Raw genomic sequence first — 26,391 nt, forward strand, 5'->3', positions numbered from 1 at the left:
ATGAATACTAGATGGTAAAGCAACCTATGCTTGGTATGAGCACCCATCCAATATTTGAGTCCCATACCAGAAATTATGCCAGAACTAATCTTTCACCTCTAGTCTAAAGACTAGGGATTAATGAGCGGTATCATTTAATTGAACGTTGGTTTCTTAAAACAGCACTTAATCATCATTATTGGTATTTTCCTAAATCTCCGTCTCCACCAAAAGAACTAGTGGAAATTACTTATGGAATTAGAAGCTATCCACCCAACATAGGTTTAACACAATTAGCACTTCCAGGGAACAAATTTTTAATGAAAGAATCTGATAGTGGAGTTTGTTCATTTCCTATAATTACTAAGGAAAATTCAGTTGCATTTGTTGCTTTTAGTCTTTGGGGTTTCAAGTTTATGATTCCTTTGTTGCCGATAGATGTCAAAGAAAAGATAAAACTAAAATGTACTATTCCGAATTACGAAACTTATCAAAGATTAGCACATACGATTGAAAATGGGGGGAAAATTTTCCATCCCAAAGGCATAGTTTTTGAGATAAAAAATGTTTTAAGAAGAAAAATTGTTTTCGAGTGGAATTAAACTAAAAAAAACATCTGGAAAAGTAAGATATTTTTGGCTGACTATTTAAATGACTTGAAGTAATCTATTCTTCCCTCACCTTCAACGTAGTAATCAGGAATCTCAGCTACTTTTCTATAGCCACTTTTTTCATAAAATGCCCGAGCAGGAATATATAAATCCGTATCACAGCTTAAAATGTGGATATACCTGCCTTTCAAATTTTTAACAAAATTCTCAACCTCTTTTAACATCTGTGTAGCAATACCTTTTTTTCTATAATCTTTATGAACAGCAAGATAGTCCTCGTTCATCTCGTATCCACCACTACCATAGCAATTTTCTCTTACTCCCATAGCAGCAATGATTTTGTCATTCTCTTCTATGTACCAGTAGCAATGTTTTTCGTTTTTAAGGCTGTCAAAAGGAGCTTGTCTCACCAAAGCTTTTTCATCTGGTGCCCAGGTATGAGTAAAAGCATCTGTACTAGTTAAAAAATCGCCAATTCTTTTGGCAGTTCCTTTATCTTTTAGAATTTGTATTTTCATTTTGAGCATATTTTAAAGTAATGAAAACCTTTTTTCCATAATATACCTAGCATTGATAATTTGCCCACAGGCAATCTCCACTTTATAATATCTCTTATCATATTCAAATGCCGTCTTAGCTCAGTTGGCCCGCCTGCATCCCGCAAAATGCGGGAAGCATTACGGGCAGGTAGAGCGAACGCTTAACTTGCCGGAGTGGCTCAGTGGTAGAGCGATTGTTTCGTAAACAATAGGTCGAGAGTTCGATTCTCTCCTCCGGCTCAGCATTTCAATTTTTAGCCAAAACGTGATATAAGAGTCTTATCGTAAAATAAGTAAACGTACATTAACTCGTCTTTTTGTCAATTTTCTTTGTCACTAAATACCTCAGGTACAGTTAGTACTATTGGTATTTAGTTTCTTGAAAATTGAACAAAAATTATTCGTTACTGTAACATTTATTATTTTGCAACAAGACTCAGAATTACTATGACAAATAAACGTATTTCTTCCAGATTACAGCGGATTGAAGACCGCAAGAATACTCAGCAAACTATTTTGTTTATTTTCCTAAGTATTGGCTTTATCCTGATCCTGATTTTTATTGGTCTACCGCTTTTTGTTAAAGGTGTGGTTTTTTTGGGTGATATGCGCTCATCAGGTCAGACTATCCAAACCGGTGATACTTTTCCTCCTGCTCCACCAAAATTAGATGCTGATTTTGAAGCAACCAATAGCGCTATTATCAAGCTTACTGGTTATGCGGAGCCTGAATCTACTGTTACCCTCATCAAAAACAATGATAAAGCTGATGAGACGGTTGCTGATGATGACGGCAGTTTTAGTTTTGATCAGATTAAATTGATGGGGGGAACTAATCGCCTATCTGCTTATGCCACTGATGCAGCTGGAAACAAAAGCAATACTAGTTCTGAAATTACTATAGCTTATGATAATAAAGCTCCAGAGCTGACTATTACTAATCCGGAAGATGGAGCTCATTTTTACGATGAAGATAATGAAATTGTCATTGCCGGTGAAACTGATAAAGATGCTAATGTGACAGTCAATGGCTATGTAGTGGTAGTCGATACCGAAGGTAATTACGTCAAACGTTTCACTCTCCAAGAGGGTGAAAATATTATTGATGTAGTAGCTACCGATGAGGCTGGTAATAAAACTACTAAAACTGTCAAAGTCAATTACACCCGCTAAGCTAAATTTTGGCTTTAAACATCTTAATTTCCGCTAAAAACAAATATAGATACAACATCACAAATGGGTAAAAAACGCTATTGGTAAACATACTATGTACCACAATAGCTACGGCTAAGCTGATAACGATTGGTTTAGCCAAATTTTTAAGCTGGCGATGCCAGAAGAGAATAAACTGGCTGGTCCCAAAAAACCCAACAGTGACCAGTAAAAATAACAGGCTATTATCCAAACCGGCAGCCGAATGAGACGGCAAAGCCAGCTCTTCCTGATTATTACGGATGTAGCGTAAAGTGTTAAAGCCATAGCCAAACAAAGGTTTTTGTTTGAAAAGCTCTATTCCCTGCTGATAGTTGCCAAGCCGGGCTTCGATGGTACTGGTGCGTAGTAGCTTAGTACCTTCACCAAAACGTTGCGGCAGGAAAGGAATTAAAATCAAAAATACCAGAGCAATTGCCAAAAAGTAATAGCGGTTTTTTTTGAAAAATAAAACCAGTAAAGCAATCAAAAACGCTAAAAACGAACTGCGGCTGTATGTTAGCAATAAAGTAATAAAAGCCAACAAAGCTAAGATTGAATAGTAGCGTTTTTTAAAAACCAGCAGTTTATAAGGATTAGGTGGTAATTTTAGTAATTTGTAGATAATCCAGAGCAAAAACATGGACAGCAATAAGCCGGTAAAATTGGCGTCCAGCCAGGTTCCTACTAGCCGATAGTTGTGGCGATCCCAACCGGCTGAATATAAAGATTCTAAATTGGGAAAAGCAAAATACTGGACCAATCCAAACAGCATAGAAAGGATGATCGAAAAAGATAGGTAAATTGGCAAACGAAATTGCAGCCAATCATATTTATACTGCATTAAAATTAAGAAGAAAATCAGGTAGCTCAGATAGCGCCATAAATAAAGGCTGGCAATCAACACTTCTTTAGCTTGCAAAAAATCCAGACTTAAGATCAATGACACAATTGAAAACAAGGTAAAACCAATCAGGTAGCGGTGCCTGATAAAACTTGGCCAAATTTGTTTGATTTGACTTAGTAGTAAAACAGCGATAAGTAAATCGTGCAAATAAAAATTGATAGTTTGATTAACTAAACTGACCCGCTCTAAATTACCAAACGGAAGTAATAAAGTTAGTAGCAAGACGCCAAGAGCAAAGAATTGTTGCATATTCAAAAATGTCATTCTGAGAAGCACGGTGACGAAGAATCTTTTTCCATAAGAAAGATCCTTCTCCTTTAGCAAGCTCAGGATCAGAATGACATAGGTTATTTTTAAAGTTTACTCTGGTATGGCAAAGTAGCTTTGGCCGTGATTTTGCCATAAAATTCGCAATTTAATCCGAACCAGTAGCGAATGCCAACTCATGAGCCAAGCCATAGTCAGACCCGCAAAACCATCTAAAAGCCCCAATTTAAAAATATAATTTTGACAAAACTTAGCCAAAGGCAGAGCTAAAACTGCTATAAAAGGCTCCTGTCTTTTTTGCTCCCAGAAACTTTGAGCCTGCAAAGTGCTATACCAGTCGAGTCGATCCAGAAATTCTCTGCTACTAAACTGGCGGTCGTGCATAATCTCAGCTTTTAGCGAGCCGACCTTACCATTAATATGCCAAGTTTCGTGGACATTCCCCTGCCATTGCCCGGCCCATTTCCGGCCCAATCTTAGCAATTTAATATGGCCAGTTTCACCGTAACGCAAGGTTTTGCCAAAAAAAATATCTTTTCTTTTGAAATAAAAACCTTTGTAGTCTTTGGGGTCAGTAAGGATTTGCCTGATTTCAGCTTCTAGTTGCGGAGTCAAATATTCATCGGCATCCAAAAATAAAACCCAATTATTTTTAGCCCGGCGCATGGCCTTGTTTCTAATATAGGAAAAATCATTTTTCAGATGAACGAGATAGTAGCGAATTTTAGGATAAGTGCCTTCCCGATAGCTAATCCCCAAGCTTTGAGGAAGACTAAATTTTTCAATAATAGCCACACTACTATCAATAGAAAAATCATCCATCAAAATAATTTCATCTGCAAATTTGACACTATCAAGACAGGCTTGCAGTGTTTTGCCAGCATTTTTAACCAAGATAACTACTGAAAGTTTATTCATAAAATTATGTCCTCCAATGACAAGAAAAGCATTCGGTTACGATACCTGATCTTTGAGAATCAAAACAATCCTTACAAGTTTTAATAACTGCTTCTATATCCTTTGTCTCATCAGAGTGTTGCTGAGCTCTTTTTTCCAAGAGTTGAATTAAAGGTTGATTATCAGAAATTTGCCCAAAGCACTGCCCACAATAAAAATCAATTCGCGTAGCAAAAGCTAATTTTTCTTTTGTTCTCATATGTTAAAAATATATTTTTTAATCTTTCTCCCTTGCCAACGCAAATATAAAGCCGGATAAAAAAACAGATTAAAACTAAAAGCACTCAACCAATATTTTTTTGGGCAATGCCTGATAATTAACGTAAAAACATTTTTTAAACTATATACAATTTTAGCAAATTCAGTGGCAGACTGACTGCCTTTATGAAAAATTTTAGCCTGAGGAATAAGATAAGTTTTATAAGCTAATTTAGCTGCCCGTAAACATAAATCAACATCTTCAAGATACATAAAAAAAGATTCATCAAAACCATTTAATTTTTGAGCAGCTTCAACTGGCATTAAAAGACAACAACCAGAAACAAAATCACGTTGTAAAGGTTTCCCCTTCGGAAAAAAACTTTTTTTATTAATATGTTTAGGCTGGCACTTAGGCCAATCAACCATGCCACCATAATCATAGAGTGTCTGATGACCAACTTTGTGTTCAATAACTGGACCAAAGAAAGCGTTATTACCATATTGATGGTTAAGTAAGTTTTGCAAAAAATCCGGTTCAACAATTGTATCGTTATTTAAAAATAAGATGTGGGTGCAGTCGGCTTTTAGACAAGCTTTGATACCTATATTATTGCCTTTGGCAAATCCGGTATTTTTTGTTTCTTTTATGTATTTGTTGATAATTCTATGTCGTTTAATATTTTTATCTTTTAAAAAATAATTATCAACTAGCACTACATATACAGAAAAATTTTTATTTTGAAGATTAACTAACGAATTCAGACAAGCCTCAGTGATTGCCCAATTGCCATAATGAATGATGATAATGCCTATTTTATTTTGCTTCATACTATGCAGCTCTGTTTGACTATAGTATAGTTAACTATATGCAAATGTGGAAGCTGTCACTGGCAACTATTTTCCTTTCCTTATTTCTAGTTTTCCTATCTTCCAGCTCGCTTTTACCAAAATCAAGCTCTCCAGATTTTATCAAAAATGCCTTTACGATTACTGGTACTTATGATGAAAGCAAAACTCAGGCAACGTTTTTAGATAAAACTTTTCAAATACCAACCCAGCCAACAGTCGAGGCAGTACTAGGAGAGCAAAGCAATACAGGTTTTGGTAAGATGATTGGCTCCAATAAACGAATTTATGTAGACCTCACTAATCAACGGCTTTATGCCTATGAAGGCGATAAAATGGTTTATAACTTCCTGGTTTCCACTGGTAAATGGGGACGCACTCCTACTGGCAAATTTAAAATTTGGATAAAACTGCGTTATACCCTTATGTCTGGTGGTTCCCAAGAACTAGGAACTTACTATTATCTACCCAATGTGCCTTTTACCATGTTTTTTTACAATGATGAAGTCCCACAATATGTTGGTTATGGTATTCATGGTACTTATTGGCATGACAATTTTGGACACCCCATGTCTCATGGCTGCGTCAATATGCGCAATGAAGATGTTGAAAAACTCTACTACTGGGCTGGTCCGGATTTACAAGGTAAAGAAAGCATTAAAGCTACGGACGATAATCCTGGCACAGAAATCATTATTTATGGCGAGGCGCCCCTAGAATAGTCTGATATAACTTTTTTAATTTTTCCGCTTGTTTGTTGGCATCAAAATGAGTTTTAGCTCGTTTCAAGCCTTTTTGGGAAAGCTTATTTCTCAAAGATATATCTTCTATCATTTGTCTCCAAGTTTTATATAGCTGCTCACTATCGCCAGGTTTAACCATTAAAGCAGCGTCTCCAACTACTTCTGGAATTGCTCCACAACTAGTAGTCACAATTGGCAAACCAGTAGCCATGCTTTCCAAAAGCACCATACCTAAATATTCTTCCCAATACTTGGTTGGTTTTGAAGGTAGGATAAGTAAATCCACTTGCTGCATGTGTTTGACTATTTGTTGGTATGGAATTTTTTTAGGAATTACTCCATGTCGTTTAATGTATTTTTCTAATGGACCAGAACCTAAAACTTCCAATTGAGTAAAAGGGTGGTTTTTGCGTATTTTCTGCCAGACTTGTACTAGCTCGAAAACCCCTTTTTGTTCTTCCAGCCTACCAATAAACAGAGCCTTGACTACTTTACTCTTAGGTTTAGTTTGAACAGACTTGAAATGGTTTAAATCAACACCATAGCTAATAACAGTAATCTTATCTTCACTCACTCCTTCAGCAATCAAGGCTTTTTTGGCTTTCTGACTAAGGCAATGAAAATGATCAGCATTCTTAATGACAAACTGTTTAAGCTGGTGCCGCCCCCAAATAGTCTCATGGTTGAAAGGAATGGTTTCTGAGCAAGTTACTAAAACTTTCTTTATATAACCTTTTTGTCGAGCCAAAATTGCCTGTTTAGTAAAATGGAAGTACGTTTCTCTGACATGAGCAATATCAGAGCCACGTAGAGCCCTCTCAAGACCATAAAGGTACATGGCATCCGCCAAAATTCTATTTAAAATAGGTAATTTATATGGGAAGTTCGGTAAATCCACAGGCGACCATAGCTTTTTAGTTTGAATGCGTACTTGGTGCATTGGCTTCCTACTTGCAAAGCCAGTCATTTGAATTGATCCATCTTTAAGCATTGGGTAATAACTCTGTAGTTCAAAATTATTTAGGTATGGTCCACGAATAAAGGCGATTTTCATAATTTTTTAACTATTTGTTTTAAATCGTTATAACTTTGTTTCCAAGTCCAATTATCCTGAACAAATTGATACATCTTTTTCTTATCGACTCTTTTATCTAGCTGTTTAATTATATTTTCTGAAAATTTATGCACATTTCTTGGAGACAAAATGCCTAAATTTGGATTTTGAATTATTTCAGAATATCCACCTTCATTTACAGCTACAATTGGTGTTCCACAACTAATACTTTCTAATAAAAATAATCCAAATGGTTCATTTATACCAGCTGCTAATGTTAATTGTGATTCTTGATAAGTTTTTATTAATTCGTTTTCACTAATTTTATTTTTTAAAATAATTTTTATATTTTTTACTTTTGCTTGATTTACTAAATTTTTATAGTCTCGACCCTTGTCGCCAACAACAACGAGAGGATATTGTTTTTCTTTAGGAAGTTTGGATAAAGAATCTATTAGAAAATCTATACCCTTAAATTTAGACATTGCACCAATAGTTAGGTAATATTTTTTTCTTTGTTTTTTATTTGGCTTAAATTTATTTACATCCACCCCAAGTCTTATAATTTCAAAATTTCTTTTATATATCTCAGATAATTTTTTTTGTGAAAATTTTGAATTAGCAACAGCTATTGTTGCATATTTAACATTTAATAAATCGATGAATTTGAGAGGGTGTCTTAATAAATTTACTAATTTTAACTTTAATGAAGTTGAGAAATACCTCTTATCAGAATAGAACTCTCTTGGTTCTTCGTGACATATATAAATAGTTTTTAGCTTGAGACATCTTAAAATATAAGGTGATTTTGTATATAAGTCATGATGAATAATCACAAAATTAAAATCAGCATTATTAATAGTGCTTGCTATTTTTCTATGAATTTTAGGTATGGTTGCAATAGTAAAAAATAGATAAGAGAAAAAGTTCGAATTAGGAGTACTTTTAATAGTAAATTCTTTTATTTTGAAGTCTTTACTTAAATATAAATTAAGTTTATTAAAAACTCTTTTAGCACCACCGCCGGGTAAGTTATGGAAAATTGCAATTTTCTTTTTTTTCATATTTAAATCTTGACAATCAAAATTTATTTATTTTATTCTTAATATAGTTATCAATTTTGTAATATAACATATGATAAAAAAATTACTTTTTATTCTGGCAACAATAATTGGAACAATGTATGTTAATTGTAGCTTAATTTTTGCCTCTAATTCATTTAATGAAGAATTTGAGAGTGATTTTACATATCCTACTAAGTGGGAAATTTTAAGAAATTCTAGTGCTGAAATAGTTTCTTTTGACTTAACGCCAGGATTTATTACCCTATCATCTTCCTCTTCTCATTTTCCAGTTGTAACCACATCTGAAAATGTGTTTCCTCAAAATAATTTTGAGGTTGAGTTGGCTTTTCAATATATAAATGGTGGCTCACCATTTGGAGATGGTATTATTTTTAGTGAAAATAAACCAAATTATCCCGCTGCGCCCAATGCAAGTGTAAATTTATTTGGTGTATGGCAGGGTGGAACTCCTGGACTAATTTTTGCTACTGAAATTTGCCCCATAGAAGAACCAGGCTGCAGTTCATCTAAAGTATATAGCATTAATTCTTCAAGTGATAACTCATATCATGTTTTAAAAATAAGTTATCATAATTCTCAATATAAAATTTATATAGATAATGATTTGCTACTAACCACCATAGAAACCACAAGAAGGCCATCATTTTTATGGTTAGGTAACCCATACCAACTTTCAAGCCCTGGTGCTTGGAACAATTTCAAAGTTGACTACATCCACATTAAACCTCTTCCAGATAAAGCACTAGATGTTCCTTTTTTCTCTCAAATAGACGATGATTGGAAAGATAATGAGTATGACCACTATTCTTCTATTGACCCAACTCATAATTCAATTGGTGACTGGGGTTGTGCTATGACATCGTCGGCTATGATTCTAAAATATTATGGCTTTGATACCGATCCTTTTGGCACACAAACCAGTCCTGAGAGTTTAAATGAATACTTAGCTACTCAAAGTGGATACAACAAGTATGGAGCCCTGGTTTGGTCAGCTATTACAAAATACGCCAAGCAAGCTAAAGAAAATGGTCTCACAAACCCCAGTACTCGCCTACTTGAATTTTCTTATCCTTCATATTCTTATCAAAATATCAAAGACTATATTGATAACTCGATTCCTAGTATTGTTAAAGTAGTTACGAATGACAAAGACACCCAAACCCAAAGTGATGATAATCTGCACTTTGTAGTAGCTCGTGGTTATGCTGATAACGAAAACCTGGGCGAAGATGGGGAGGTTTATATTCACGATCCACTGGATGAAGAAGCATCTGACTCAGCTACACTATCATCAAATTATAATGGTAAAGAATATCGTCAAATTGGCAAATTTACTCAATCTGATACAGATTTAAGTTACTTGTGGCTATACACCTATAGCCCAACAGTAAATGTTCTAGCAGAATTTGATGGTTTATATACCGGCATAGATGAAAATGGAACAGAATTTGACCAAATTCCCAATGCTAAACTATTTACTGAAGGTCAAGTTAATAGCTTTGATTATACATTGGAAATAAGTGACTATAGAGTTTTTATGTTACCGAAACCCAGTAAAGGTGAGTATAAATTCCATTTTTCAGGTACACCAAATAGTGAAATAGATTTTGAGCTTTTTGCTTACAATGAAATTGCACAGGATCAAGTTTTCCCAATTATTGATCTTATCAATCCCGATGGGAATACAACATATATATTCAACTACTCCCCCATTGCTGGTGAAGGTATTGGGAACCTCGAAGAAGTGAACGAAGCAAATCCTGTTACTTTTAACTCTATTCGCCAATACATCAGCGAACAAGAAGAACTAGGTAATATAAAAACTGTAACAGCCAAGGTTTTAATCAAAGAACTTGATCTAGCTGAGTGGTTTTATAATCGAGATATGAGCAAAATCACTCAAATACTACTAAGAAATAGTATTCGATGGGTGGATAAGTTAAATAAAAAACAAATTAACCAAGATACTAAAAAAGAATTGGTTCAAATGCTAGAAGAACTGAAAAACAATTTAAATCAGTAGAAAAGTAAACTAAAAAAACTAAATTACAATTCGGCCGGCCATGAAGTTCCGCCAAATTTGATAGAGCTGTGAAGTAGCATGTGCATCACGGGCTACGTAGTCAGCAATTTCCTGATATTTACCTTTTTCAAATAGCTTGGAAACGTGTAGACCAGAAACACCTTTGGCCTTAGGATTGGAAATTCCAAAAGCTCGGCATAAAGCTTCTAATTTATAAGCATGATAGGTGTTACCGCCACTAAATTTATACATTAAATCAATATGAAAATCCTGTCGGCTATGAATTTCAAACGGCACCTTGATTTGATTAAAAGCCGAGCGAAATGCTAAAAATGGAAAATCAAACCCTGTGCCATTATAGGTTACAAAACGTTCATACTTATTAGCAGTTTGCCAAAATGCCTCAAGTAACTGACTTTCTTTTTCAAAAACTTGATATTTAAAATCTTTGTTTTCTGGCTTCAATGTAGTTTTTTTAGCAGACAAAACATAGACCATGCCGTTTTGACTAACAGGGTTGTACATACCTATAGCCACTACCTGACCATACAATGGATACAAACCCGTAGCTTGCTTAGCTTCTTTTTCAGTTTTGGCCTGACGTTGCAGGGTATGTAGTAAGTAGTTTTGATCCCATTCTTCCAAATCTTCAAAAGCTTTCCCAGCCGTTTCGATATCAAAAACCATGGTTGATCTGCTGGCTAAGTATTGATCAATCTCCTCATCTAAAGGAGTGGCCTGACTAATATTGAGATTTACTTCATCTCTATAGCTATCTACCTGGGCTGTGATTCGGTAGGCTCTGCCGCTCTTTAGCAAAGCATTGTTGAGGGCATCTTCCCAAACTTTACCAACTATTAGACCAGAAGCATGAGATAGTTCTGCTAGAAGAAACGGCTTGCCCTGCCTAGTTTGTTTTTCTTCAACTTTTAGGACGGCTAGTTTATCCGTTATAAATTCACCCTTTTTAAGATTTTTTAGATCCATATATGTCTAATCGTACCACATTTTTTTGATAGTATGGCCATATCGGTTGAGCCAACGGCGATGTTCCCGATAATCTGGATCAAATTTCTCCACCAAATCCCAAAACTTTCTAGAGTGATTCATATGAGTTAAATGGGCTAGTTCGTGAATAACTACATAATTTAAAACTTCAGGTGGCGTTAAGATCAAACGCCAGGAAAAATTTAGATTAGAAGCACTTGAACAACTCCCCCACCGACTTGACTGATCTTTAAGCCTGACAACCATAACGTTTACTTCCATGGCTTTAGAAAAGCTTTTAACTGAAAGGTTGATAGCTTTTCGAGCTTCATTTCTATGCCATTCTTTGAGGCTTCTTTTAGCAGCCATTTCATTATAAGCTGAGATTTGTGCCTCATTTTCAACATAGTTAATTGACAATCTCCCTGGATTAAATAAAACCCGATACACTTTACCCAAATAGTAAATAGTATTTTTAGAAGTTTTTGAGGTGTTTTGTTTAGCTAAGTTTTTAACTATCCAATCCTGATGCTTTTTAACCACTTGGTCAACCAAAAAATTCGGGGCATACCAAGGTTTGGTTACCACCACTTCTCCATCACGAATAGAAATACTGATATTTTTAGCTCGTTTACTTTTGCGAACTTTATAATTCATACATTTTACTGCTTAATGTTACAATTTTACTATGAAATATAAAGGTGTAATTTGGACCAATCATATTTTGCAACGAATGGAAGAGCGGGAGCTATCTTATGATGATGTCTATTGGGTTTTTCGCAAACCTGATAAATCACAATATGCTAAAACCAAAAATGCCTGGAAATTTTACCGGAATTATAAAAATTTACGCGTGGCTCTAATTGCCACTAAAAATGAGAAAAAAGAATGGGTGTTTATGACTTGCTGGACCAAAGTTTTACCAAAAGAAGTTTATACTCAAACTAAAAAAGGAAGTTTTTGGAAGACCATTTTAAAGCAAATGTTTGGCTAATATCTGTGGACTCAGAAGGACTCGAACCTTCGACCTCACGAATGTGAATCGTGCGCTCTAACCAGCTGAGCTATGAATCCAAGGTAGTTGCTATTTTAACATTTTGGGCCTATCTTTTCATTTTTAAAAAATTACAGCAGTTTTGTCACCACTAAAATATTATCAGATAGTCATTCTCAACAAATTCTCAGGTTATATTTTCATAATTTTGTTGATAATATTTGCAAAATTAAACTGGTGACAAATTTAAAAATTAGTGGTGACATTTTCTTGATTTTATTTCCGAATTTGTTCTATATTAGTATATGGTCCTTTTGGAAACTAAATAATTTGGATAAACATAATGAACCTGCCTCAAGTCTTCATGATTGGATGGGAATTTCCGCCACACAATAGTGGTGGTTTAGGCACGGCTTGTCATGGCCTAATTACTTCCCTATCTAATCTCAATATTCCTCAAACTTTTGTTTTACCCAAAGCCTTACCGCTAGGAGCCGCTTATTTACAATTTTGCAGCCCAACTTTACCGAATGTCCAACAAATTCATATCAATATGGAGCTCAAACCCTATTCTGGTATGACCAGAGAACAATCTGTATACCTCAAACGCAAACCTTCCGCTGGCTCAATGATTGAAGATGCTTATGCTTATGCAGAAGTAGTTGGTCATATGGCCGCTAGATTTCCCCATAATTTGATCCATTCCCATGATTGGATGACGTATCCCGCAGCTTTTGCAGCCAATAATGTTAGTCATATGCCAACCATTCTCCATGTTCATTCAACCGAATTCGACCGGACTTTAAATGGAGCTGTAAATCAACAAATCGCTGAAATTGAATATGAATCTCTACAACGGGCTGATCAAATTATTGCTGTCAGTAATTACACAAAACAAATGGTAGCCAATAAATATGCTGTTGATCCCAATAAAATTGCTGTGGTTCATAATGGGGTTGATTTATCTCTTCAACGTCAAATTTATATTAGCAATGAGGAGCTCCAAAGTTTTGCTAAAGGCCGTAAATTAGTCATTTTCATGGGACGCTTAACTGCCCAAAAAGGGCCAGATTATTTCATAGCTATTGCCAGCCAAATTGCTCGAGCCGTACCAAATGTCCTGTTTGTAGTGGCTGGAGATGGCGATATGTACAACCAGATTATCATGCAGTCAGCCCAGCAAAATTTAACAGGTAAATTATTATATGCCGGCTTTTTACGAGACAGACAGAGAGAGTTTCTATATCGTCGCGCCGATCTTTTTATTATGCCTTCGGTGTCTGAACCCTTTGGTATCGTGGCTTTAGAAGCTGCAGCTGCCTACACCCCTATTATTATTTCCAAACAATCAGGAGTATCAGAAGTCATGCCTTTTGCTCTGTCAGCCAATTATTGGGATACTGATGATTTGGCGGGTAAAGCAATTACGATCTTACAAAACCCAGAACTAGCTCAGTCTTTAGTTAATCAAGGATTAGGAGCCGTTGAAAACATCAACTGGCACCAGGCTGCTCAAAAATGCGTCCATATCTATAATCAAGTTCTAGGATAAGCAATGTCTGCTATTAATTTTTATTTCCATGTTCACCAACCCTATCGTCTCAGAGAATATGATGTCTTTGATATAGGTAAGGATCACAACTATTTTGATAATTACTCAGACAATAGCCTCAATAAAATTGTTTTGAAAAAAGTATCAGAGAAATGCTATCTGCCAATGAATACTCTTTTGCTTCACTTATTACAAAAACACCCTGACTTTGCGTTTAGTTTTTCTATCTCCGGTTTGGTAATTGAGCAACTGGAACGCCATGCTCCAGAAGTCCTAGAATCATTTCAAAAACTAGCCCAAACTGGCCGGGTTGAGTTTATTGCTGAAACTTTTTATCATTCCTTGTCTAGTATTTATTCAGAAAACGAATTTGCTGAACAAGTTGAAGCCCAAGTCCAGAAAATCAGACAAACTTTTAATTATCAAGCTAAAGTTTTCCGTAATACTGAGCTGATTTATAGCAACGATATTGCCCACCGAGTGGCTAAGCTGGGTTTTAAAGGCATGCTGGTTGAAGGTGTGGATCGTTATCTATCTTGGCGTAAACCCAATTTTGTCTATCATGCTAAAGATTTACCAAAGTTTAAACTACTTCTCAAAAATTATAAGCTGTCTGATGATATTGCTTTTCGTTTCAGCCAACAAAGCTGGTCTGAGTGGCCTTTAACAGCCGAGAAGTATCAAAATTGGCTTAATCATGATGGTATTGTCGGTGAAGTCCTTAATCTCTTTATGGACTATGAAACTTTTGGTGAACACCAGTGGGCCGATAGCGGTATTTTCTTTTTCTTTGAAAAATTAATAGAGTACGTTACTAGTGAAGGTAAACACTTTTTTACCACTCCTACCAACACTTTTAAATTATTTGAAGCCAAGGATGTTTTTGACGTTCCGGAATTAACTTCTTGGGCTGATACTGAGCGAGATTTGACCGCTTGGCGTGGTAACACTATGCAATGGGACAGTCTAGAAACTATTTATCAACTTGAGGATCGGGTCAAAGCCACCAATGATCCACAACTGATTCATGACTGGCGCTTGCTCCAAACCAGTGATCACTATTATTATATGTGCACCAAATGGTGGAACGATGGCGATGTCCATGCTTATTTTAGTGCTATGCGTTCACCTTATGATGGTTATAGCCGGTTTAATAATGCCTTAGCTGATTTAATCTGGCGTATAGATCAAAAAACATAAATAAATTTTTAGCAAAGTAAAAGTAAACTTACAAGTTTTTACTTTTTAAGTTTTGACTTTTTACTTTAAAACATATGCCTATTAGACTTCCTCGTGAAACTGTTGAAAGCTGGCTCAGAGAATGCCCAGAAGATCAGGCTTTTGTCTGTATCAATGGCCAGAGAACTAGAACTATCAAGGATTTGGTTAAAATCTTTGAGCGCATGACCATTGAAGATTACCGTTATCATGTCGGTAAAGATAAAAACGATTTTGCAGCCTGGGCCGAAGGGGTTTTTCACAACGGCCATCTGGCTGCTAATTTTAGAAGCGCCAGGTCTTTGAAAGAAGCCTATCAGTATGTTAAAAGACATCAGGAAATGCTGGAAAGAAACTTGCGTGATTTTACTATTCGTGATCAAAAACGGGCTCGCCGTCGTAGTTAGTATTCCTAAAAATCATGACTGCCCCTACTCTTGAGTTTATCAACCACCACAATGAATCAGTGGTTAAAACTACTACTGATCTTGATTTTGAACTTCGCATCAAAACCGACCAAGCTGACCTTGAGTACGACATTTGGACCAACTGGAACGCCCGCAAATTTACCAGCAAAAAATTGAGCCTTAATCCCGATGGTCAATTGGAGCTACTTCTACCAGGTGAAAAAACCGGTAAATTCCAAATCATTGTCCGTTTTTTTGACAAGCAAAAAAATACCTGGCAGGAAAGCGACCTGCGCTTAGAAGTCCATGTTGATCCAGACTGGGTATATGATGCTATTGTTTACAATATTTTTCTGCGAACCTATGGAGCTAAAGGTAGTGGTGAACCTAATCCTGGCGAAGGCGGCACTTTTGAAGACGTCATTACTCACATGGATGAACTAGCTAAATTAGGTATTACTGTTATTTATTTAAACCCTTTTCATTTAATTGGCGATCTTTACCGCAAATATAATCCCAATAACCACCTCCCTTACTACTTACAACCGGGCAGCCCCTATTCAATTAAAGACTACAAATCCATTGATCCGGAAGTGGCTTTCCCACAAAAAGGCAAGGACATGCTTCTAACTGACCCCAAAAAACAGTTTCATAAACTGGTTAGTGCTGCTCATAAACGCGGCATGCGCATTTTTATGGATTTAGTTTTTAACCATACTTCCCATGACTTTGTACTCCAGCGACTTTACCCGGAATGGTATTTATATAAAGAAGAAATCGATAGTGCTGACTCACCCTACATTTGGCCACAGGAGCTTAAAGACGGCAAGCCTTGGGGTGACCCTAAACACACAGTCGTCCCCTATGATTACGGTCAATTTAGCTGGACTGATACTGCCAAGCTCAACTGGGAATATTTTACACCCCCTGCTCCTAATGATCCCCCGCCTAATACCAAGAAAAAAGAAATGTATGATTATTTCAAATCAGTGCCTCAATATTGGGTTAAAGAATTTGGCGTTGATGGTTTCCGTTGCGATATCGCCTACCAAATCCCACCTGATTTTTGGCAGGAATGTATTTGGGAAACTAGAGCTGTAGCTAAAAAGTTTTATCCTAAAAATGGAGCCATTGATGGTGAGGTCATTTTTATTGCTGAGTCCCGCCAAGATGATTTGAACTTACTATTTGATGTTGGTTTTTCTTATGTTTATGGCGATTACTCCAATAAACTATTTAATCCACTTCAACTCAAAGGTTATCTGGATTATATGTACAATCTTGAACCCAAAACCTTTCCTGAAGGCTCTAAATGGTTTATTTTCCCAGAATGCCATGATTTCCACCGCACTACCTCCAAACTGGTTCCAGGCCATGTGGCCAATAATGACCAGCAACATTTAAACGAAACTGAAGAAGCTGCGATCAGAGGCAATGCTTCCCGCTGGATCTTAACGGCCTGCCTGCCAGGCATGCCTATGGTATTTAATGGTTTTGAGAAAGTGGAGTGGTCTCAGGTTGACCATGTTTCTTATAGTAAGATCAACTGGAAATCGAGCCAAGATATTTTACCGGTTATCAAGCAAATGAATCAGCTGCGCCACAATCATATCGCCCTGCAAAAAGGAGCTTATCAGTTTGTTCCCAGCCAGAAGAACCTGGACGAGCAGAGTCAGGCTTTTGCTTTTTACCGCTATTTTGAAGATGAAATTATGCTCATTGTAGTTAATATGGATATTATTAACAAAGCTCAAGCTACTTTAGTTTTGCCCGAAATTCCACTTTTTGATCCTGATAAAGAATATATTTTAAAAGATTTGCTCAGTAAAAAAATTTATCGCCGTGACAATAGAGAGCTTTTTATTGAGTTAGAGCCAGGTCAGTGTCACCTCTTTTTAATTGAGCAGCAATGGGGTTAAACTATGAACTTCCGCCCACTACTCTTAGCTTTTTTTGCTAGCTTTTTGTTTCTATTTTTGCAAGATCGCCCCTGCCAAGCAGCCAAAGAATTCGGTACTAGCTATGACATTATTTATAATGTCGAAACTGATGGTATTACCCGCACCAGCCAGACTATTAATTTAACCAACAAGCTTGATCATGTTTTTGCTACAGAGTATCAAGTCATTATTGGTTCAACTAGTATTGAAAAGGTTACAGCTAATGATAATTATGGGGAACTAGAACCAAAAGTCGAAAACAAAGACAATGCGACTATCATCAATTTGGAGTTTGATAAAAAAATGATTGGTAAAGATAAAACCAGAACTATCCATTTGACCTATCAAACTCCTGATTTTGCTACTATTAAAGGCAAGGTTTTGGAAGTTGGGTTTCCAATTTTGACTAATAGCAATGATCTGGAAGAATACTCTGTCAGTATTCGTATTCCTGACAGCTTTGGTCAACCTACCCAATTTATCCCTACTACCTATCAGGGTTCACAGTTGGCTAATTATCAGGTTTTTAATTTTACTAAAGCTGATTTAGAAGGTAGCGATGGTATTACCGCTACTTTTGGGACCAGCCAAATTTACAATTTTGTCATCCGCTATCACCTACAAAATAAAGAGGAAATTAAAGGCCGGGCAGAACTGGCTTTGCCAAATGATACCAACTATCAAACTGTTCTTTATCAAGAAATTAAACCAAAGCCGCTCAGCGTAAACGTTGACGCTGATGGCAACTGGCTGGCTGAATATATTGTGGAACCAGGTCAAAGTCAAACTATTGAGGCTCAAGGTAGTATTAGGCTTAACTATTTTCCTAAAGAAAATTTTGCCAAAAATCTGACCAGTGAGCAAAAAAGGCAGTACACCAAATCTGATGTCTATTGGGAAAGCAGCAGTCAAACTGTTGAACAAATTGCTAAAGATCTACAAACTCCAAAAGAGATATATGATTACTTAATTTCTAATTTTATTTATGACTATGGCCGCCTAGAAACGAATCCAGAACGCTTAGGAGCAGCTAAAGCTCTGCAAAACCCAGATAATGCTATCTGTATGGAGTTCACCGACGCTTTTATTGCTCTAGCCCGATCAGCTGGTATTCCGGCTCGGGAACATAATGGTTTTGCTTATACCGAAAACGACCGTTTGCGACCTCTTAGTCTATCCCAAGATGTGCTCCATGCTTGGCCAGAATACTATGATGAAACTGCTAAGCAGTGGATTCAAATTGATCCAACCTGGGGCAACACTACCGGAGGCTTAAACTTTTTTGACAAATTTGACCTTGACCACATCTCTTTTGTAACCCATGGTACTGAGAGTTCTTATCCAGTTACCGTTGGTTCATACAAAACTGATGATTCTCAGGGTAAAGATGTAGCCATTGAATTTGGTGACAAATTTGAACCAAAGGAGTCCTATGAGTTGCTTATTTCCAACCTACCTTCAGGCTTAGCTGGCTTACCAGTTGAAGGAGAAATACTGATTAGCAATACTGGCAATGTGGCTTTGTATGACCTACCTGTTGTAGTTAATCTTTCTAAAAATGGTCAGCAGCAAATAGAAAAAGACTATAGTATTGCCGTTTTGCCACCATTTGCCACCTACACCTTTCACTATAGCCAAAAAACCAATTGGCAAACTGATGGTGGTAGCTACCAACTCAATGTCAGTGTTTTAGAAGCTCAGCAAAGTCAAAACTTTGAACTTAAAACTATTATCAATCCTACTTATTTAGTTTGGATTGGAGGTGGTGCTTTCGGCAGCCTACTATGGTTTATTGGCTTTAGCATAGCAATTAAAAAAATAAGTAAACCCAAAACTTTGATTCCGCCTATTGGTAATGATCCTTCTCAACAAATTCCTCTAAACCACTAATACACCTCTTCTTTTTGCTTGCTTTATAATAAAGCCATGGTAATTAAGCAAATACTAGCTAATAAAATTAAAAAAGCTCCTAAAAAGCCAGGAGTTTATATTTTTCGTGATAGCCAAAAACAAGTTTTATATGTGGGCAAAGCGATCATTTTAAAAAACCGGCTCAAATACTACACGCTACCTAAATCTAAACTTTTTCCTAAAACAGCTTTATTCTTGACAAAAGCAGCCTCAGTCAACTGGATTGTAGTGCGGAGTGAAATTGAAGCAATTTTACTGGAAATGAATTTAATCAGGACTTTAAAACCAAAATATAATGCCCGCAATCGGGATGACAAGAGGCCTCTGTATATTTTATTCACCAACGATGAGCTACCAAGAGTATTAACCGCCCGCATAGAATTACCCAATACTGGAGAATATATCGGCCCTTTTCCTTCTGCTTACAAACTTAAAGAAATCATGCGAACCATGCGCCGGATTTTTCCCTATTGCTCTTGTAAAACCACTCGTAAAAAAGCCTGTCTTTATGTTGACTTAGGCCTCTGCCCTAACCCACTCTCTTTTACCAGTAAGGAGCAGGTAAAAAATTACAAACGTAATTTGGTAAGACTTAAATGGTTTTTACATGGCCGCATTAACTATGTTTTAAAACTCCTCAACAAAGACATGCAAAAGTATTCTCAAAATCTACAATATGAGCAAGCTGGTCAAATTAAAAATCAGATTGACGCTATTACACAACTACTTAGGGATAATCATCAAATCAGCCAATATCTGACTAATGATAACTTGGCAACTGATCTTAAAAAGTCTCAGTTACGCGCACTTATCCAACTTTTGCAGTTACCCAAGCTAGTTCGCATCGAAGGTTATGATATTGCCAATTTACAAGGTAGTCATGCCACTGCCTCAATGGTGGTTTTTACAAAAGGGTTACCAAACACCAGCCAGTATCGTAAATTTAAGATTCGAAATATTCCTGGAGCCAACGATCCCAAAATGATTTATCAGACTTTAAAACGCCGCTTAGGTCACAAAGAATGGCCATTGCCTGATTTGATTTTAGTTGACGGTGGTAAAAGCCAAGTTCAGGCCGGACTTAAAGCGTTACAAGAATCCGGACAAGCAATTCCCTTACTGGGGTTGGCTAAAAAATGGGAGCAGCTGGTTATAAAAAACCAAACAGGCTATAAAATTATTACTCTACCACTTGATAATCCAGCTTTGACTTTATTGCGAGCTATTAGAGATGAAGCGCATCGTTTTACCACTACCTATCATAAAAAGCTAAGAAAAAAGTCTATTTTAAAGGAGTGAAGAGAGAGACAATTGGTGTCCCACTACTCTCTATTTTAGCTGCCACAATTAAAACTGGCGTTTGCTTATCACCATCTAAGGCTACTTGAACAGCATTTTTACTTACAGCAGAAAAGGCAAGCCGTGGACTATGTGACAATTGAAGAAAGAAACATAAATCCCCTTCGTGATCACCTATTTGTGCAACTTTATTACCTGTAGCAGTAATATCACATTGTACATCTACACCCTCGCTAGGAGTTAGTGTAATAATAGCTAATCTTTTTCCGATAAAGTCTGCAAATTGTGATTGTTGAGACAAATTTTGTAAAAACTCTCTCCTCTCCCCACCTATAACAGGGATTTCTTGCATAGTATGCTGCTTATTGAACATTGTTTCTGCAAGATTAATGAGGGCATAACGTTCATCGAAACTTACATCTTTAATATAATCAAAATTAATTCTTAGTTTTGGGATTCCCTTACCTTTAAAAAACTCTGCGATTGACGGCATATATTTTTTGAATTTATAAAATTATCCTATATTACCATTGCTTATTTTTTTTGCAAGTATTTTCTTACTAGCTATTTTTAAATTTTGAAGTCTGATTCTTATACTTTATACTAAATACAACCAATTTTTCCTAGCTCCTAGCTCCTAGCTACTAGCTACTAATGCATGCTCGATTTTTTCAGAAAAACCGCCAAACGTTGGTTTCGCAATATTTTGACCCTGATGGTTCTAGCGTATATATTTCCAGGCTTTGTGATGCCCTTTGAACCCAAAACTATTTTACTAGCTGCCAGTGTCCTACTTATCATTCAGATGTTTTTTCAACCTCTTCTTAAAATGCTATTTTTACCAATCAATATTATTACTTTGGGTATGTTTAAGTGGCTGATTACCAGCTCTCACCTGATTATTACGGCTCTGATTTTAGAAACTATTTATTTTCGGCCTTTTAGCTATGGGCATTTTAGCCTCTTGGGACTTACTATTCCGGATGGAGAAATCAATATTATTTTTTCAGTAATTTTAGCGACAATCTTATATCGCTATATCCGCAAAATTATTACCTTCCTAACCTAAGCTCTTTTGATTCTAGTACTGTCAGTATAAACGGCTTGATAACGCTTTTACGTTTAATAGTTAAAACTTGCGGGTAATATAGGAAAATAACCGGACTTTCTTCCATAAAAAACTTTTGAAAATCATAGTAAATTTCTTTGCGCTTTTTTTGGTCAAGTTCTTTACGGCCATCTTCCAAAAGTTTATCAATTCTGGGGTTTTGCAAATTAATAAAGTTGTTATCTTGGGTTGAATGCCACAAACTGTATTGATCTGGATCAGGTGGAATTTCCTGCGAAGCCAGTAATACCTGATAATCCTCTGATAAGCTGTTGATAATTTTGACATCAACATGAATTCCTAAATCATGTTCCCAAGTAGTCTTAATTTTGTCAGCTTCATCTAAAAATTGTTGGGTAGTTGCCAAATGTAAAGTAATTTTTTTGGCTCGATCCAAAGATCCCAATGATTTTTCTAAAAGTTCTTTAGCCCGTTGAGGGTCGTAGTTATATGGCTTCACATCTGGATTAAAAGCCCAGGAATCAACACTAATTGGCCCCAAAGCTCTATTGGAATCCATGGGTTTCTGAGTTGCGTAAGCTAGAGCTTGCCTGAAGCTTTTATCAACCAGCATGCCATCTTTATTGTTTAAAAACAAAGCTAAATACTGATTGGTTTCTCTGGTGGATTCTATGTCAACAGCCTGAGACCAATCCGGTTCATCAGCCAGAGGGTTTTGATATAACCCCACTAGCTCATCAACCTCACCTAACTTAAAAGCAGTTTTAGCAGCTTTAATGTTTGAGAAAAATTGGACAATATACGTTTCTTTTTTACTTTCTAATCTGATTTGGTCAACATAGCCACCCTTTTCAGTGATACTACGAATCTTAAACTCACCAGTTCCAATGGTGTCATTTTTAAGCAGAGGTTTTGATAAAAGCAACGGGAAAGGTGTAAATTCTTCTTTTAAAACAAACTGAATAGTATGATCGTCCAAAACCTTGGTAGTTACATCGCTAAATTTAAGCTGAATGTCTTTGGCAGTAAAAGGTAAACCATCTTGCCAATAGACATCATCTCGAAGGAAAAAAGTATACACCTTACCATCCTGACTCACTGCCCAATCAGTTGCTAAAACTGGAGCCACGCTGCAGTCACTTAATTGAGTAGTCAGACCTTGACTTACCTTTTGGCTAATAAATTCAGGTAAAGCATTTTTCCGGTATTGGCCAATCAAACCTACTCGAGTCACCATATTAGGCCGAGGAATATAGGGCAAAATCCAGATCAAAAAAATAGACAAAGCTATTCCTAAAAAAATACCAACCAAAATAATTTTTTTGTGCTTTTTAAAAAATCCTGACAAAAACCACTTCCAGACTTGGAGTTTTTTCATAGCTTTTTAATTTGTGAGGCGCCTAACCCCAAATAAAATTTGCAACAGAAGTAATAACAAAAATTATAGCTAGGATAATAGTAGTATTAAATAAAACTTTATCAAAACCGTGACGCGAAGTTTTAAAACTACCACCTCCAAAAGCACTACCCAAACCGCCTCCTTTAGCTTGTAGTAAAATAACTCCTGTCAACGCAATGCTAATTAAAACTTGAGCAATAAGAATTGGATAATTCATAAACTTTATTTTACACTGATAAAACAAATCTACCAAGTTGGTATTATGTTTATTAGAGAATTAGATCAACCATATCCTTTGCAAATCATTCGTTATTTAAGACATAGGGAAACACTAAGGGCTCTTCATCAATTAGCTTTTAGTCTTCGAGAGTCAAGTATTTTACCTTTTGTTACATCTAATATACCAATTATTCTCTCACTAGAAACGGTTCCAACTATAGGTCTTGATCATACTGAAATGAGAGTTCTACATGGAGAAAGCACAAAAAGCAATACAACAGACTGTTACGATTTAACTATGGTTCAAGTTTGCGAAGCAGTATCTTCATCTAAAACTCAACAATCTCTCATTGGTTTAGGAATTAATTTTCCAGATCCTGCTTGTCTAACATATGAAATATCTACTTTTAGAAGTCTTACTTCCAATATTACCGGTCTAGCCATAGACAAAATACCAGACCCGGAAATCATAAATATCTTAATAAATAGTTTTAAAGCTCACATAAGGAGATATGGAGGTTTCTTTCCAAATAATTATTAACTTGTAGGCAATTTGTCTTTCAATTTGACTAAACATCTTGATAGCAATCAGTTTTGATACAATTAATCAATGTTACTAGAACAATCTCCAATCAAAGATTTGCCAGCCTGGTATTCCCTAGACACTACAGAGAATCGCTTTTTATTATCAGTACACAAACAAGGAATCATAGGTTCAGCCGAATATTACCAGCTTTTGATTAATTTTTTATATAGTCATATAAACACACAATGCCCTTTTATTCCACCATCAGCAGATCACGAATGGGGTTTTGGGCCAATAATTTCTGAATATCAACATCCAAGCTTATCAGATTGGTTAATTTATGAATGTAGCTTGCCAACTCCTCAAGGAGGAGAGGAGTATCGAGTTGCTTCAACATTATCGATGATATTTAGACAACTATCCGAAATTAAACATCCTACTAATTCAAATTTTCCTCAAATGCTGGAAGTTCACATTGATGTAGATAGTAGTGGCAGACAACACTCTATTTTTGTAAAAATCAGACCAGCTCTATCTAGGTGGCTTGATTTTAATGCAGGAAAAGGGAGGGAGTTAGACATTATTAAGGTAATGAGAGAAGTATATATTTTAATGCGAGGGAGTGTTGAATATATTCGCAAAAGTAATTTAAATGCCACAATACGTTCTTGCGAAATTAAGCTTGTCTGTCCGGGAAATGGTTGCTGGCTGGCTCCTGCTGCTACCCCCTATGGCCAAAGAGTTGGAGAAGCATATGAAATGACCCCGCACAATATTGACGACATTGTTCAGCTATTAACCTTAACGGTTGGCGTAGCCAAAGTCGATAAACTTGCCCTTGAGGATTATCTAAATTCACATCTCTAAAATAAATTAATATTATAGATAATATTAATTTGTGAGATACCTACGTAAAAATTATAACTAGGATAATAGTAGTAAATAAAAGTTATCAAAACCTAGAGGGTAAGAATAAGATACTTCATGTTTTCATACTGTACAGTATAATTCCATCAATACTAAAGTTATGAAAACAGAATTCAGCGTCACCCCATTGGAAGCAGCCCTTTTTTATGCTGACATATTTGGATTTGAAAGCCTCCGAAAGCATGCTCAAGCCCAAGCTAAAGTTACTAGCGCCCTAAAAAGAAAAGGGTTATTAAAAATAATAAAAAGTGGATCTTATCCTTTCCGAATAGATCCTATTGCCTGCTGGAATGAAACAAATAGCTCAGAAGGCATAACGACAGAGATTTTTTTTGGTTTAATTGACAGCAGAAATATTACCAAAGGTGCTGAAAGATTTCCAGGCTTATTTGCCTCTCCAATGAATGGATATAGACCAAATTTATATTTAGACATAGAAGCTCTAGATAAAACTGATTCAGAAAGAGATTTCTCTCTATCTTTGATTTTACCCATAGTGGCGCAAGTAGGAGAACGGATACTTGGTCGGGTGTTTCAAGCTCATAATTCTGGAATTGGATTAAGTTCAAATCGTGGAGCGTTAGCATCAGCAGATGATTTACAATTAGTTCCTTACTCTGAAAGTGTAGGCTTTTTAGATCTTTTTACTCACTATATAGAAAGATGGAATGAGGAATGGGGAAAACCTAATAGATCTTCATGTAAGCCAATTTTATTTTAGTGAGTCGCCAGGGATTCGAACCCTGAACCTAATGCTTAAGAGGCATTTGCTCTACCATTGAGCTAGCGACCCATATTTTAAAATACCATTGCCTGCCCGCCTAATTATTTTGCAAAGCAAAATTTTTGGCGGGAGCTAGCGACCCATTATCTTCCAAAATCATCTGCAATTCTCACAATATCCACTTCATCTGAAGGCTTAGCCTCTTCTTCATGAACCCAAAGCTCAGCCACTATTCCCCAGTTATCTAAACCAATAAGCCGATGCCTCACTCCAACTGGAATGGTTAGCAAATCTCCGCTAGCATATGTTGGAACATCTATTGGCTCCTGATCTGTTTTTGACAATATCACTCCAACTTTACTGTCTATAACTCGCCATAGTTCGCTGCGCCGAAAGTGATATTGCCAGGAAAGGCGTTTACCCGGTGCTACCAGCAAAATCTTTGGTTCATGCTTTAACCCTCTTCGCTCTAATTGCTTTATATGATTATCTGCAAAAAAAAGCTTTTTAAACGTGTTTCCATCCTGTTCAGTAAATTTAAAATACGCTCCCCAAGGTTTATTAATATCTTTCTCAACTACTTGTAGCAAACAATCTTTAAAATATCTTTCCAAATCTATAACAATTTCTAATTTATTCCTATGGCTACTCAAGTCTATGTGCATAAATAGTAATTAACTACTAACTTGTGCTCCCGGCGTGAATCGAACACACAACCTTCTGTTCCGAAGACAGACGCTCTATCCAATTGAGCTACGGGAGCTAAAATAATAGTAGACGAGTTTGTCTAAGACTATATTTTACCAAATAATTCCA

The 26,391-nt window shown here is 36.2% G+C and carries 28 protein-coding genes and 4 tRNA genes; 16 read left to right on the top strand and 16 right to left on the bottom strand.

The genetic code is table 11. From position 1 onward, the window contains the following. Nucleotides 1-299 precede the first annotated feature (299 nt). On the top strand, nt 300-581 hold the full coding sequence (locus GYA49_06335) for a hypothetical protein (GenBank protein NMC36627.1): 282 nt from the start codon (nt 300-302) through the stop codon (nt 579-581). 41 nt (nt 582-622) lie between these two features. Here GYA49_06335 and GYA49_06340 read toward each other — a convergent pair whose 3' ends face one another. Then, entirely contained in the window at nt 623-1,117 is a 495-nt protein-coding gene (locus tag GYA49_06340; GenBank protein ID NMC36628.1) for a GNAT family N-acetyltransferase, read from the bottom strand. 180 nt (nt 1,118-1,297) lie between these two features. On the opposite strand from GYA49_06340, the gene GYA49_06345 reads away from it, so the two are divergent. Next, nucleotides 1,298-1,369, top strand: a tRNA-Thr gene (locus tag GYA49_06345). A gap of 207 nt (nt 1,370-1,576) precedes the next feature. Beyond that, nucleotides 1,577-2,302 carry a hypothetical protein gene (locus GYA49_06350; protein NMC36629.1) on the top strand — a complete coding sequence of 242 codons (726 nt, stop codon included), beginning with the start codon at nt 1,577-1,579 and terminating at the stop codon, nt 2,300-2,302. A 1-nt stretch (nt 2,303) separates the two neighbouring features. Here the strand turns inward: GYA49_06350 and GYA49_06355 are convergent, their stop codons facing one another. The 4 genes from GYA49_06355 to GYA49_06370 form a co-directional block, all read right to left on the bottom strand. After that, nucleotides 2,304-3,476, bottom strand: a complete 1,173-nt coding sequence (locus tag GYA49_06355; protein NMC36630.1) for an O-antigen ligase family protein — start codon at nt 3,474-3,476, stop codon at nt 2,304-2,306. 111 nt (nt 3,477-3,587) lie between these two features. Beyond that, nucleotides 3,588-4,412 (bottom strand): glycosyltransferase family 2 protein, encoded by an 825-nt coding sequence (locus GYA49_06360; protein NMC36631.1) that lies wholly within the window; start codon nt 4,410-4,412, stop codon nt 3,588-3,590. Nucleotides 4,413-4,416: 4 nt separating this feature from the next. Then, the gene (locus GYA49_06365) at nt 4,417-4,650 is read right to left on the bottom strand and encodes a hypothetical protein (protein NMC36632.1); all 234 of its coding nucleotides are present in this window, start codon (nt 4,648-4,650) and stop codon (nt 4,417-4,419) included. Beyond that, entirely contained in the window at nt 4,647-5,480 is an 834-nt protein-coding gene (locus GYA49_06370; protein ID NMC36633.1) for a glycosyltransferase family 2 protein, read from the bottom strand. Before GYA49_06370 ends, GYA49_06365 begins: the two co-directional genes overlap by 4 nt. A 38-nt stretch (nt 5,481-5,518) precedes the next feature. On the opposite strand from GYA49_06370, the gene GYA49_06375 reads away from it, so the two are divergent. After that, nucleotides 5,519-6,220 carry a L,D-transpeptidase gene (locus GYA49_06375; GenBank protein NMC36634.1) on the top strand — a complete coding sequence of 234 codons (702 nt, stop codon included), beginning with the start codon at nt 5,519-5,521 and terminating at the stop codon, nt 6,218-6,220. On the opposite strand, the gene GYA49_06380 is transcribed toward GYA49_06375, so the two are convergent. Further along, nucleotides 6,192-7,295, bottom strand: coding sequence for a glycosyltransferase family 4 protein (locus GYA49_06380; GenBank protein ID NMC36635.1), 1,104 nt, complete (start codon nt 7,293-7,295; stop codon nt 6,192-6,194). The two genes, GYA49_06375 and GYA49_06380, sit on opposite strands and share 29 nt — an antisense overlap. Further along, nucleotides 7,292-8,359 carry a glycosyltransferase family 4 protein gene (locus GYA49_06385; protein NMC36636.1) on the bottom strand — a complete coding sequence of 356 codons (1,068 nt, stop codon included), beginning with the start codon at nt 8,357-8,359 and terminating at the stop codon, nt 7,292-7,294. The genes GYA49_06380 and GYA49_06385 overlap by 4 nt, the downstream gene beginning before the upstream one ends. Nucleotides 8,360-8,429: 70 nt before the next feature. Here GYA49_06385 and GYA49_06390 point away from each other — a divergent pair, with 70 nt between their 5' ends. After that, nucleotides 8,430-10,403: a hypothetical protein gene (locus GYA49_06390; GenBank protein NMC36637.1), complete on the top strand. Its 1,974-nt coding sequence runs from the start codon at nt 8,430-8,432 to the stop codon at nt 10,401-10,403. An 18-nt stretch (nt 10,404-10,421) separates the two neighbouring features. Here GYA49_06390 and GYA49_06395 read toward each other — a convergent pair whose 3' ends face one another. Continuing rightward, nucleotides 10,422-11,390 (bottom strand): hypothetical protein, encoded by a 969-nt coding sequence (locus tag GYA49_06395; protein ID NMC36638.1) that lies wholly within the window; start codon nt 11,388-11,390, stop codon nt 10,422-10,424. 6 nt (nt 11,391-11,396) lie between these two features. Beyond that, on the bottom strand, nt 11,397-12,047 hold the full coding sequence (locus tag GYA49_06400) for a M48 family metallopeptidase (GenBank protein NMC36639.1): 651 nt from the start codon (nt 12,045-12,047) through the stop codon (nt 11,397-11,399). A 31-nt stretch (nt 12,048-12,078) separates the two neighbouring features. Here GYA49_06400 and GYA49_06405 point away from each other — a divergent pair, with 31 nt between their 5' ends. Then, on the top strand, nt 12,079-12,384 hold the full coding sequence (locus GYA49_06405) for a DUF4258 domain-containing protein (protein ID NMC36640.1): 306 nt from the start codon (nt 12,079-12,081) through the stop codon (nt 12,382-12,384). A gap of 6 nt (nt 12,385-12,390) precedes the next feature. Here GYA49_06405 and GYA49_06410 read toward each other — a convergent pair. Further along, nucleotides 12,391-12,464, bottom strand: a tRNA-Val gene (locus GYA49_06410). Between the two features lie 263 nt (nt 12,465-12,727). Here GYA49_06410 and GYA49_06415 point away from each other — a divergent pair. The 6 genes from GYA49_06415 to GYA49_06440 all read left to right on the top strand — a co-directional run bounded on the left by GYA49_06415 (nt 12,728) and on the right by GYA49_06440 (nt 20,711). Continuing rightward, nucleotides 12,728-13,936 carry a glycosyltransferase family 4 protein gene (locus tag GYA49_06415; protein NMC36641.1) on the top strand — a complete coding sequence of 403 codons (1,209 nt, stop codon included), beginning with the start codon at nt 12,728-12,730 and terminating at the stop codon, nt 13,934-13,936. A 3-nt stretch (nt 13,937-13,939) separates the two neighbouring features. Continuing rightward, complete coding sequence (locus GYA49_06420; protein NMC36642.1) at nt 13,940-15,136, top strand: polysaccharide deacetylase family protein; 1,197 nt, start codon at nt 13,940-13,942, stop codon at nt 15,134-15,136. Between the two features lie 74 nt (nt 15,137-15,210). After that, nucleotides 15,211-15,561 (top strand): hypothetical protein, encoded by a 351-nt coding sequence (locus GYA49_06425; protein NMC36643.1) that lies wholly within the window; start codon nt 15,211-15,213, stop codon nt 15,559-15,561. A gap of 14 nt (nt 15,562-15,575) precedes the next feature. After that, nucleotides 15,576-17,480 carry a hypothetical protein gene (locus GYA49_06430; GenBank protein NMC36644.1) on the top strand — a complete coding sequence of 635 codons (1,905 nt, stop codon included), beginning with the start codon at nt 15,576-15,578 and terminating at the stop codon, nt 17,478-17,480. A 3-nt stretch (nt 17,481-17,483) separates the two neighbouring features. Then, complete coding sequence (locus tag GYA49_06435) at nt 17,484-19,391, top strand: transglutaminase domain-containing protein (GenBank protein ID NMC36645.1); 1,908 nt, start codon at nt 17,484-17,486, stop codon at nt 19,389-19,391. 36 nt (nt 19,392-19,427) lie between these two features. Next, nucleotides 19,428-20,711, top strand: a complete 1,284-nt coding sequence (locus GYA49_06440; protein NMC36646.1) for a GIY-YIG nuclease family protein — start codon at nt 19,428-19,430, stop codon at nt 20,709-20,711. On the opposite strand, the gene GYA49_06445 is transcribed toward GYA49_06440, so the two are convergent. Beyond that, the gene (locus tag GYA49_06445; GenBank protein ID NMC36647.1) at nt 20,695-21,204 is read right to left on the bottom strand and encodes a hypothetical protein; all 510 of its coding nucleotides are present in this window, start codon (nt 21,202-21,204) and stop codon (nt 20,695-20,697) included. The two genes, GYA49_06440 and GYA49_06445, sit on opposite strands and share 17 nt — an antisense overlap. Nucleotides 21,205-21,369: 165 nt before the next feature. Between GYA49_06445 and GYA49_06450 the strand changes: the two genes are divergently transcribed. Continuing rightward, nucleotides 21,370-21,780, top strand: a complete 411-nt coding sequence (locus GYA49_06450; protein NMC36648.1) for a phage holin family protein — start codon at nt 21,370-21,372, stop codon at nt 21,778-21,780. Here the strand turns inward: GYA49_06450 and GYA49_06455 are convergent. Beyond that, the gene (locus GYA49_06455; protein NMC36649.1) at nt 21,764-23,158 is read right to left on the bottom strand and encodes a hypothetical protein; all 1,395 of its coding nucleotides are present in this window, start codon (nt 23,156-23,158) and stop codon (nt 21,764-21,766) included. The two genes, GYA49_06450 and GYA49_06455, sit on opposite strands and share 17 nt — an antisense overlap. Nucleotides 23,159-23,180: 22 nt before the next feature. After that, nucleotides 23,181-23,396 carry a preprotein translocase subunit SecG gene (secG, locus tag GYA49_06460; GenBank protein ID NMC36650.1) on the bottom strand — a complete coding sequence of 72 codons (216 nt, stop codon included), beginning with the start codon at nt 23,394-23,396 and terminating at the stop codon, nt 23,181-23,183. A 45-nt stretch (nt 23,397-23,441) separates the two neighbouring features. Here secG and GYA49_06465 point away from each other — a divergent pair, with 45 nt between their 5' ends. The 3 genes from GYA49_06465 to GYA49_06475 all read left to right on the top strand — a co-directional run bounded on the left by GYA49_06465 (nt 23,442) and on the right by GYA49_06475 (nt 25,572). Then, nucleotides 23,442-23,939: a hypothetical protein gene (locus tag GYA49_06465; protein ID NMC36651.1), complete on the top strand. Its 498-nt coding sequence runs from the start codon at nt 23,442-23,444 to the stop codon at nt 23,937-23,939. A gap of 69 nt (nt 23,940-24,008) precedes the next feature. Next, nucleotides 24,009-24,791 carry a hypothetical protein gene (locus GYA49_06470; protein NMC36652.1) on the top strand — a complete coding sequence of 261 codons (783 nt, stop codon included), beginning with the start codon at nt 24,009-24,011 and terminating at the stop codon, nt 24,789-24,791. 160 nt (nt 24,792-24,951) lie between these two features. Next, nucleotides 24,952-25,572 (top strand): hypothetical protein, encoded by a 621-nt coding sequence (locus GYA49_06475; GenBank protein NMC36653.1) that lies wholly within the window; start codon nt 24,952-24,954, stop codon nt 25,570-25,572. On the opposite strand, the gene GYA49_06480 is transcribed toward GYA49_06475, so the two are convergent. The 3 genes from GYA49_06480 to GYA49_06490 form a co-directional block, all read right to left on the bottom strand. Then, nucleotides 25,573-25,644: transfer RNA gene (locus GYA49_06480), tRNA-Lys, on the bottom strand. A 74-nt stretch (nt 25,645-25,718) separates the two neighbouring features. Next, the gene (locus GYA49_06485) at nt 25,719-26,240 is read right to left on the bottom strand and encodes a phosphoheptose isomerase (GenBank protein NMC36654.1); all 522 of its coding nucleotides are present in this window, start codon (nt 26,238-26,240) and stop codon (nt 25,719-25,721) included. Nucleotides 26,241-26,264: 24 nt separating this feature from the next. Then, a tRNA-Arg gene (locus GYA49_06490) sits at nt 26,265-26,338 on the bottom strand. Between the last annotated feature and the right edge of the window lie 53 nt (nt 26,339-26,391).

It is taken from the genome of Candidatus Beckwithbacteria bacterium (genome assembly GCA_012797845.1).
GTDB lineage: Bacteria > Patescibacteriota > Microgenomatia > UBA1400 > UBA1449 > JAAZOH01.

What these genes read in the sequence shown, in the direction of transcription:
- GYA49_06335 (NMC36627.1), top strand. Translation starts at nt 300, where the DNA reads ATGAAAGAATCTGATAGTGGAGTTTGTTCATTTCCTATAATTACTAAG.
- GYA49_06340 (NMC36628.1), bottom strand. Translation starts at nt 1,117, where the DNA reads ATGCTCAAAATGAAAATACAAATTCTAAAAGATAAAGGAACTGCCAAA.
- GYA49_06350 (NMC36629.1), top strand. Translation starts at nt 1,577, where the DNA reads ATGACAAATAAACGTATTTCTTCCAGATTACAGCGGATTGAAGACCGC.
- GYA49_06355 (NMC36630.1), bottom strand. Translation starts at nt 3,476, where the DNA reads ATGCAACAATTCTTTGCTCTTGGCGTCTTGCTACTAACTTTATTACTT.
- GYA49_06360 (NMC36631.1), bottom strand. Translation starts at nt 4,412, where the DNA reads ATGAATAAACTTTCAGTAGTTATCTTGGTTAAAAATGCTGGCAAAACA.
- GYA49_06365 (NMC36632.1), bottom strand. Translation starts at nt 4,650, where the DNA reads ATGAGAACAAAAGAAAAATTAGCTTTTGCTACGCGAATTGATTTTTAT.
- GYA49_06370 (NMC36633.1), bottom strand. Translation starts at nt 5,480, where the DNA reads ATGAAGCAAAATAAAATAGGCATTATCATCATTCATTATGGCAATTGG.
- GYA49_06375 (NMC36634.1), top strand. Translation starts at nt 5,519, where the DNA reads ATGCAAATGTGGAAGCTGTCACTGGCAACTATTTTCCTTTCCTTATTT.
- GYA49_06380 (NMC36635.1), bottom strand. Translation starts at nt 7,295, where the DNA reads ATGAAAATCGCCTTTATTCGTGGACCATACCTAAATAATTTTGAACTA.
- GYA49_06385 (NMC36636.1), bottom strand. Translation starts at nt 8,359, where the DNA reads ATGAAAAAAAAGAAAATTGCAATTTTCCATAACTTACCCGGCGGTGGT.
- GYA49_06390 (NMC36637.1), top strand. Translation starts at nt 8,430, where the DNA reads ATGATAAAAAAATTACTTTTTATTCTGGCAACAATAATTGGAACAATG.
- GYA49_06395 (NMC36638.1), bottom strand. Translation starts at nt 11,390, where the DNA reads ATGGATCTAAAAAATCTTAAAAAGGGTGAATTTATAACGGATAAACTA.
- GYA49_06400 (NMC36639.1), bottom strand. Translation starts at nt 12,047, where the DNA reads ATGAATTATAAAGTTCGCAAAAGTAAACGAGCTAAAAATATCAGTATT.
- GYA49_06405 (NMC36640.1), top strand. Translation starts at nt 12,079, where the DNA reads ATGAAATATAAAGGTGTAATTTGGACCAATCATATTTTGCAACGAATG.
- GYA49_06415 (NMC36641.1), top strand. Translation starts at nt 12,728, where the DNA reads ATGAACCTGCCTCAAGTCTTCATGATTGGATGGGAATTTCCGCCACAC.
- GYA49_06420 (NMC36642.1), top strand. Translation starts at nt 13,940, where the DNA reads ATGTCTGCTATTAATTTTTATTTCCATGTTCACCAACCCTATCGTCTC.
- GYA49_06425 (NMC36643.1), top strand. Translation starts at nt 15,211, where the DNA reads ATGCCTATTAGACTTCCTCGTGAAACTGTTGAAAGCTGGCTCAGAGAA.
- GYA49_06430 (NMC36644.1), top strand. Translation starts at nt 15,576, where the DNA reads ATGACTGCCCCTACTCTTGAGTTTATCAACCACCACAATGAATCAGTG.
- GYA49_06435 (NMC36645.1), top strand. Translation starts at nt 17,484, where the DNA reads ATGAACTTCCGCCCACTACTCTTAGCTTTTTTTGCTAGCTTTTTGTTT.
- GYA49_06440 (NMC36646.1), top strand. Translation starts at nt 19,428, where the DNA reads ATGGTAATTAAGCAAATACTAGCTAATAAAATTAAAAAAGCTCCTAAA.
- GYA49_06445 (NMC36647.1), bottom strand. Translation starts at nt 21,204, where the DNA reads ATGCCGTCAATCGCAGAGTTTTTTAAAGGTAAGGGAATCCCAAAACTA.
- GYA49_06450 (NMC36648.1), top strand. Translation starts at nt 21,370, where the DNA reads ATGCTCGATTTTTTCAGAAAAACCGCCAAACGTTGGTTTCGCAATATT.
- GYA49_06455 (NMC36649.1), bottom strand. Translation starts at nt 23,158, where the DNA reads ATGAAAAAACTCCAAGTCTGGAAGTGGTTTTTGTCAGGATTTTTTAAA.
- secG (NMC36650.1), bottom strand. Translation starts at nt 23,396, where the DNA reads ATGAATTATCCAATTCTTATTGCTCAAGTTTTAATTAGCATTGCGTTG.
- GYA49_06465 (NMC36651.1), top strand. Translation starts at nt 23,442, where the DNA reads ATGTTTATTAGAGAATTAGATCAACCATATCCTTTGCAAATCATTCGT.
- GYA49_06470 (NMC36652.1), top strand. Translation starts at nt 24,009, where the DNA reads ATGTTACTAGAACAATCTCCAATCAAAGATTTGCCAGCCTGGTATTCC.
- GYA49_06475 (NMC36653.1), top strand. Translation starts at nt 24,952, where the DNA reads ATGAAAACAGAATTCAGCGTCACCCCATTGGAAGCAGCCCTTTTTTAT.
- GYA49_06485 (NMC36654.1), bottom strand. Translation starts at nt 26,240, where the DNA reads ATGCACATAGACTTGAGTAGCCATAGGAATAAATTAGAAATTGTTATA.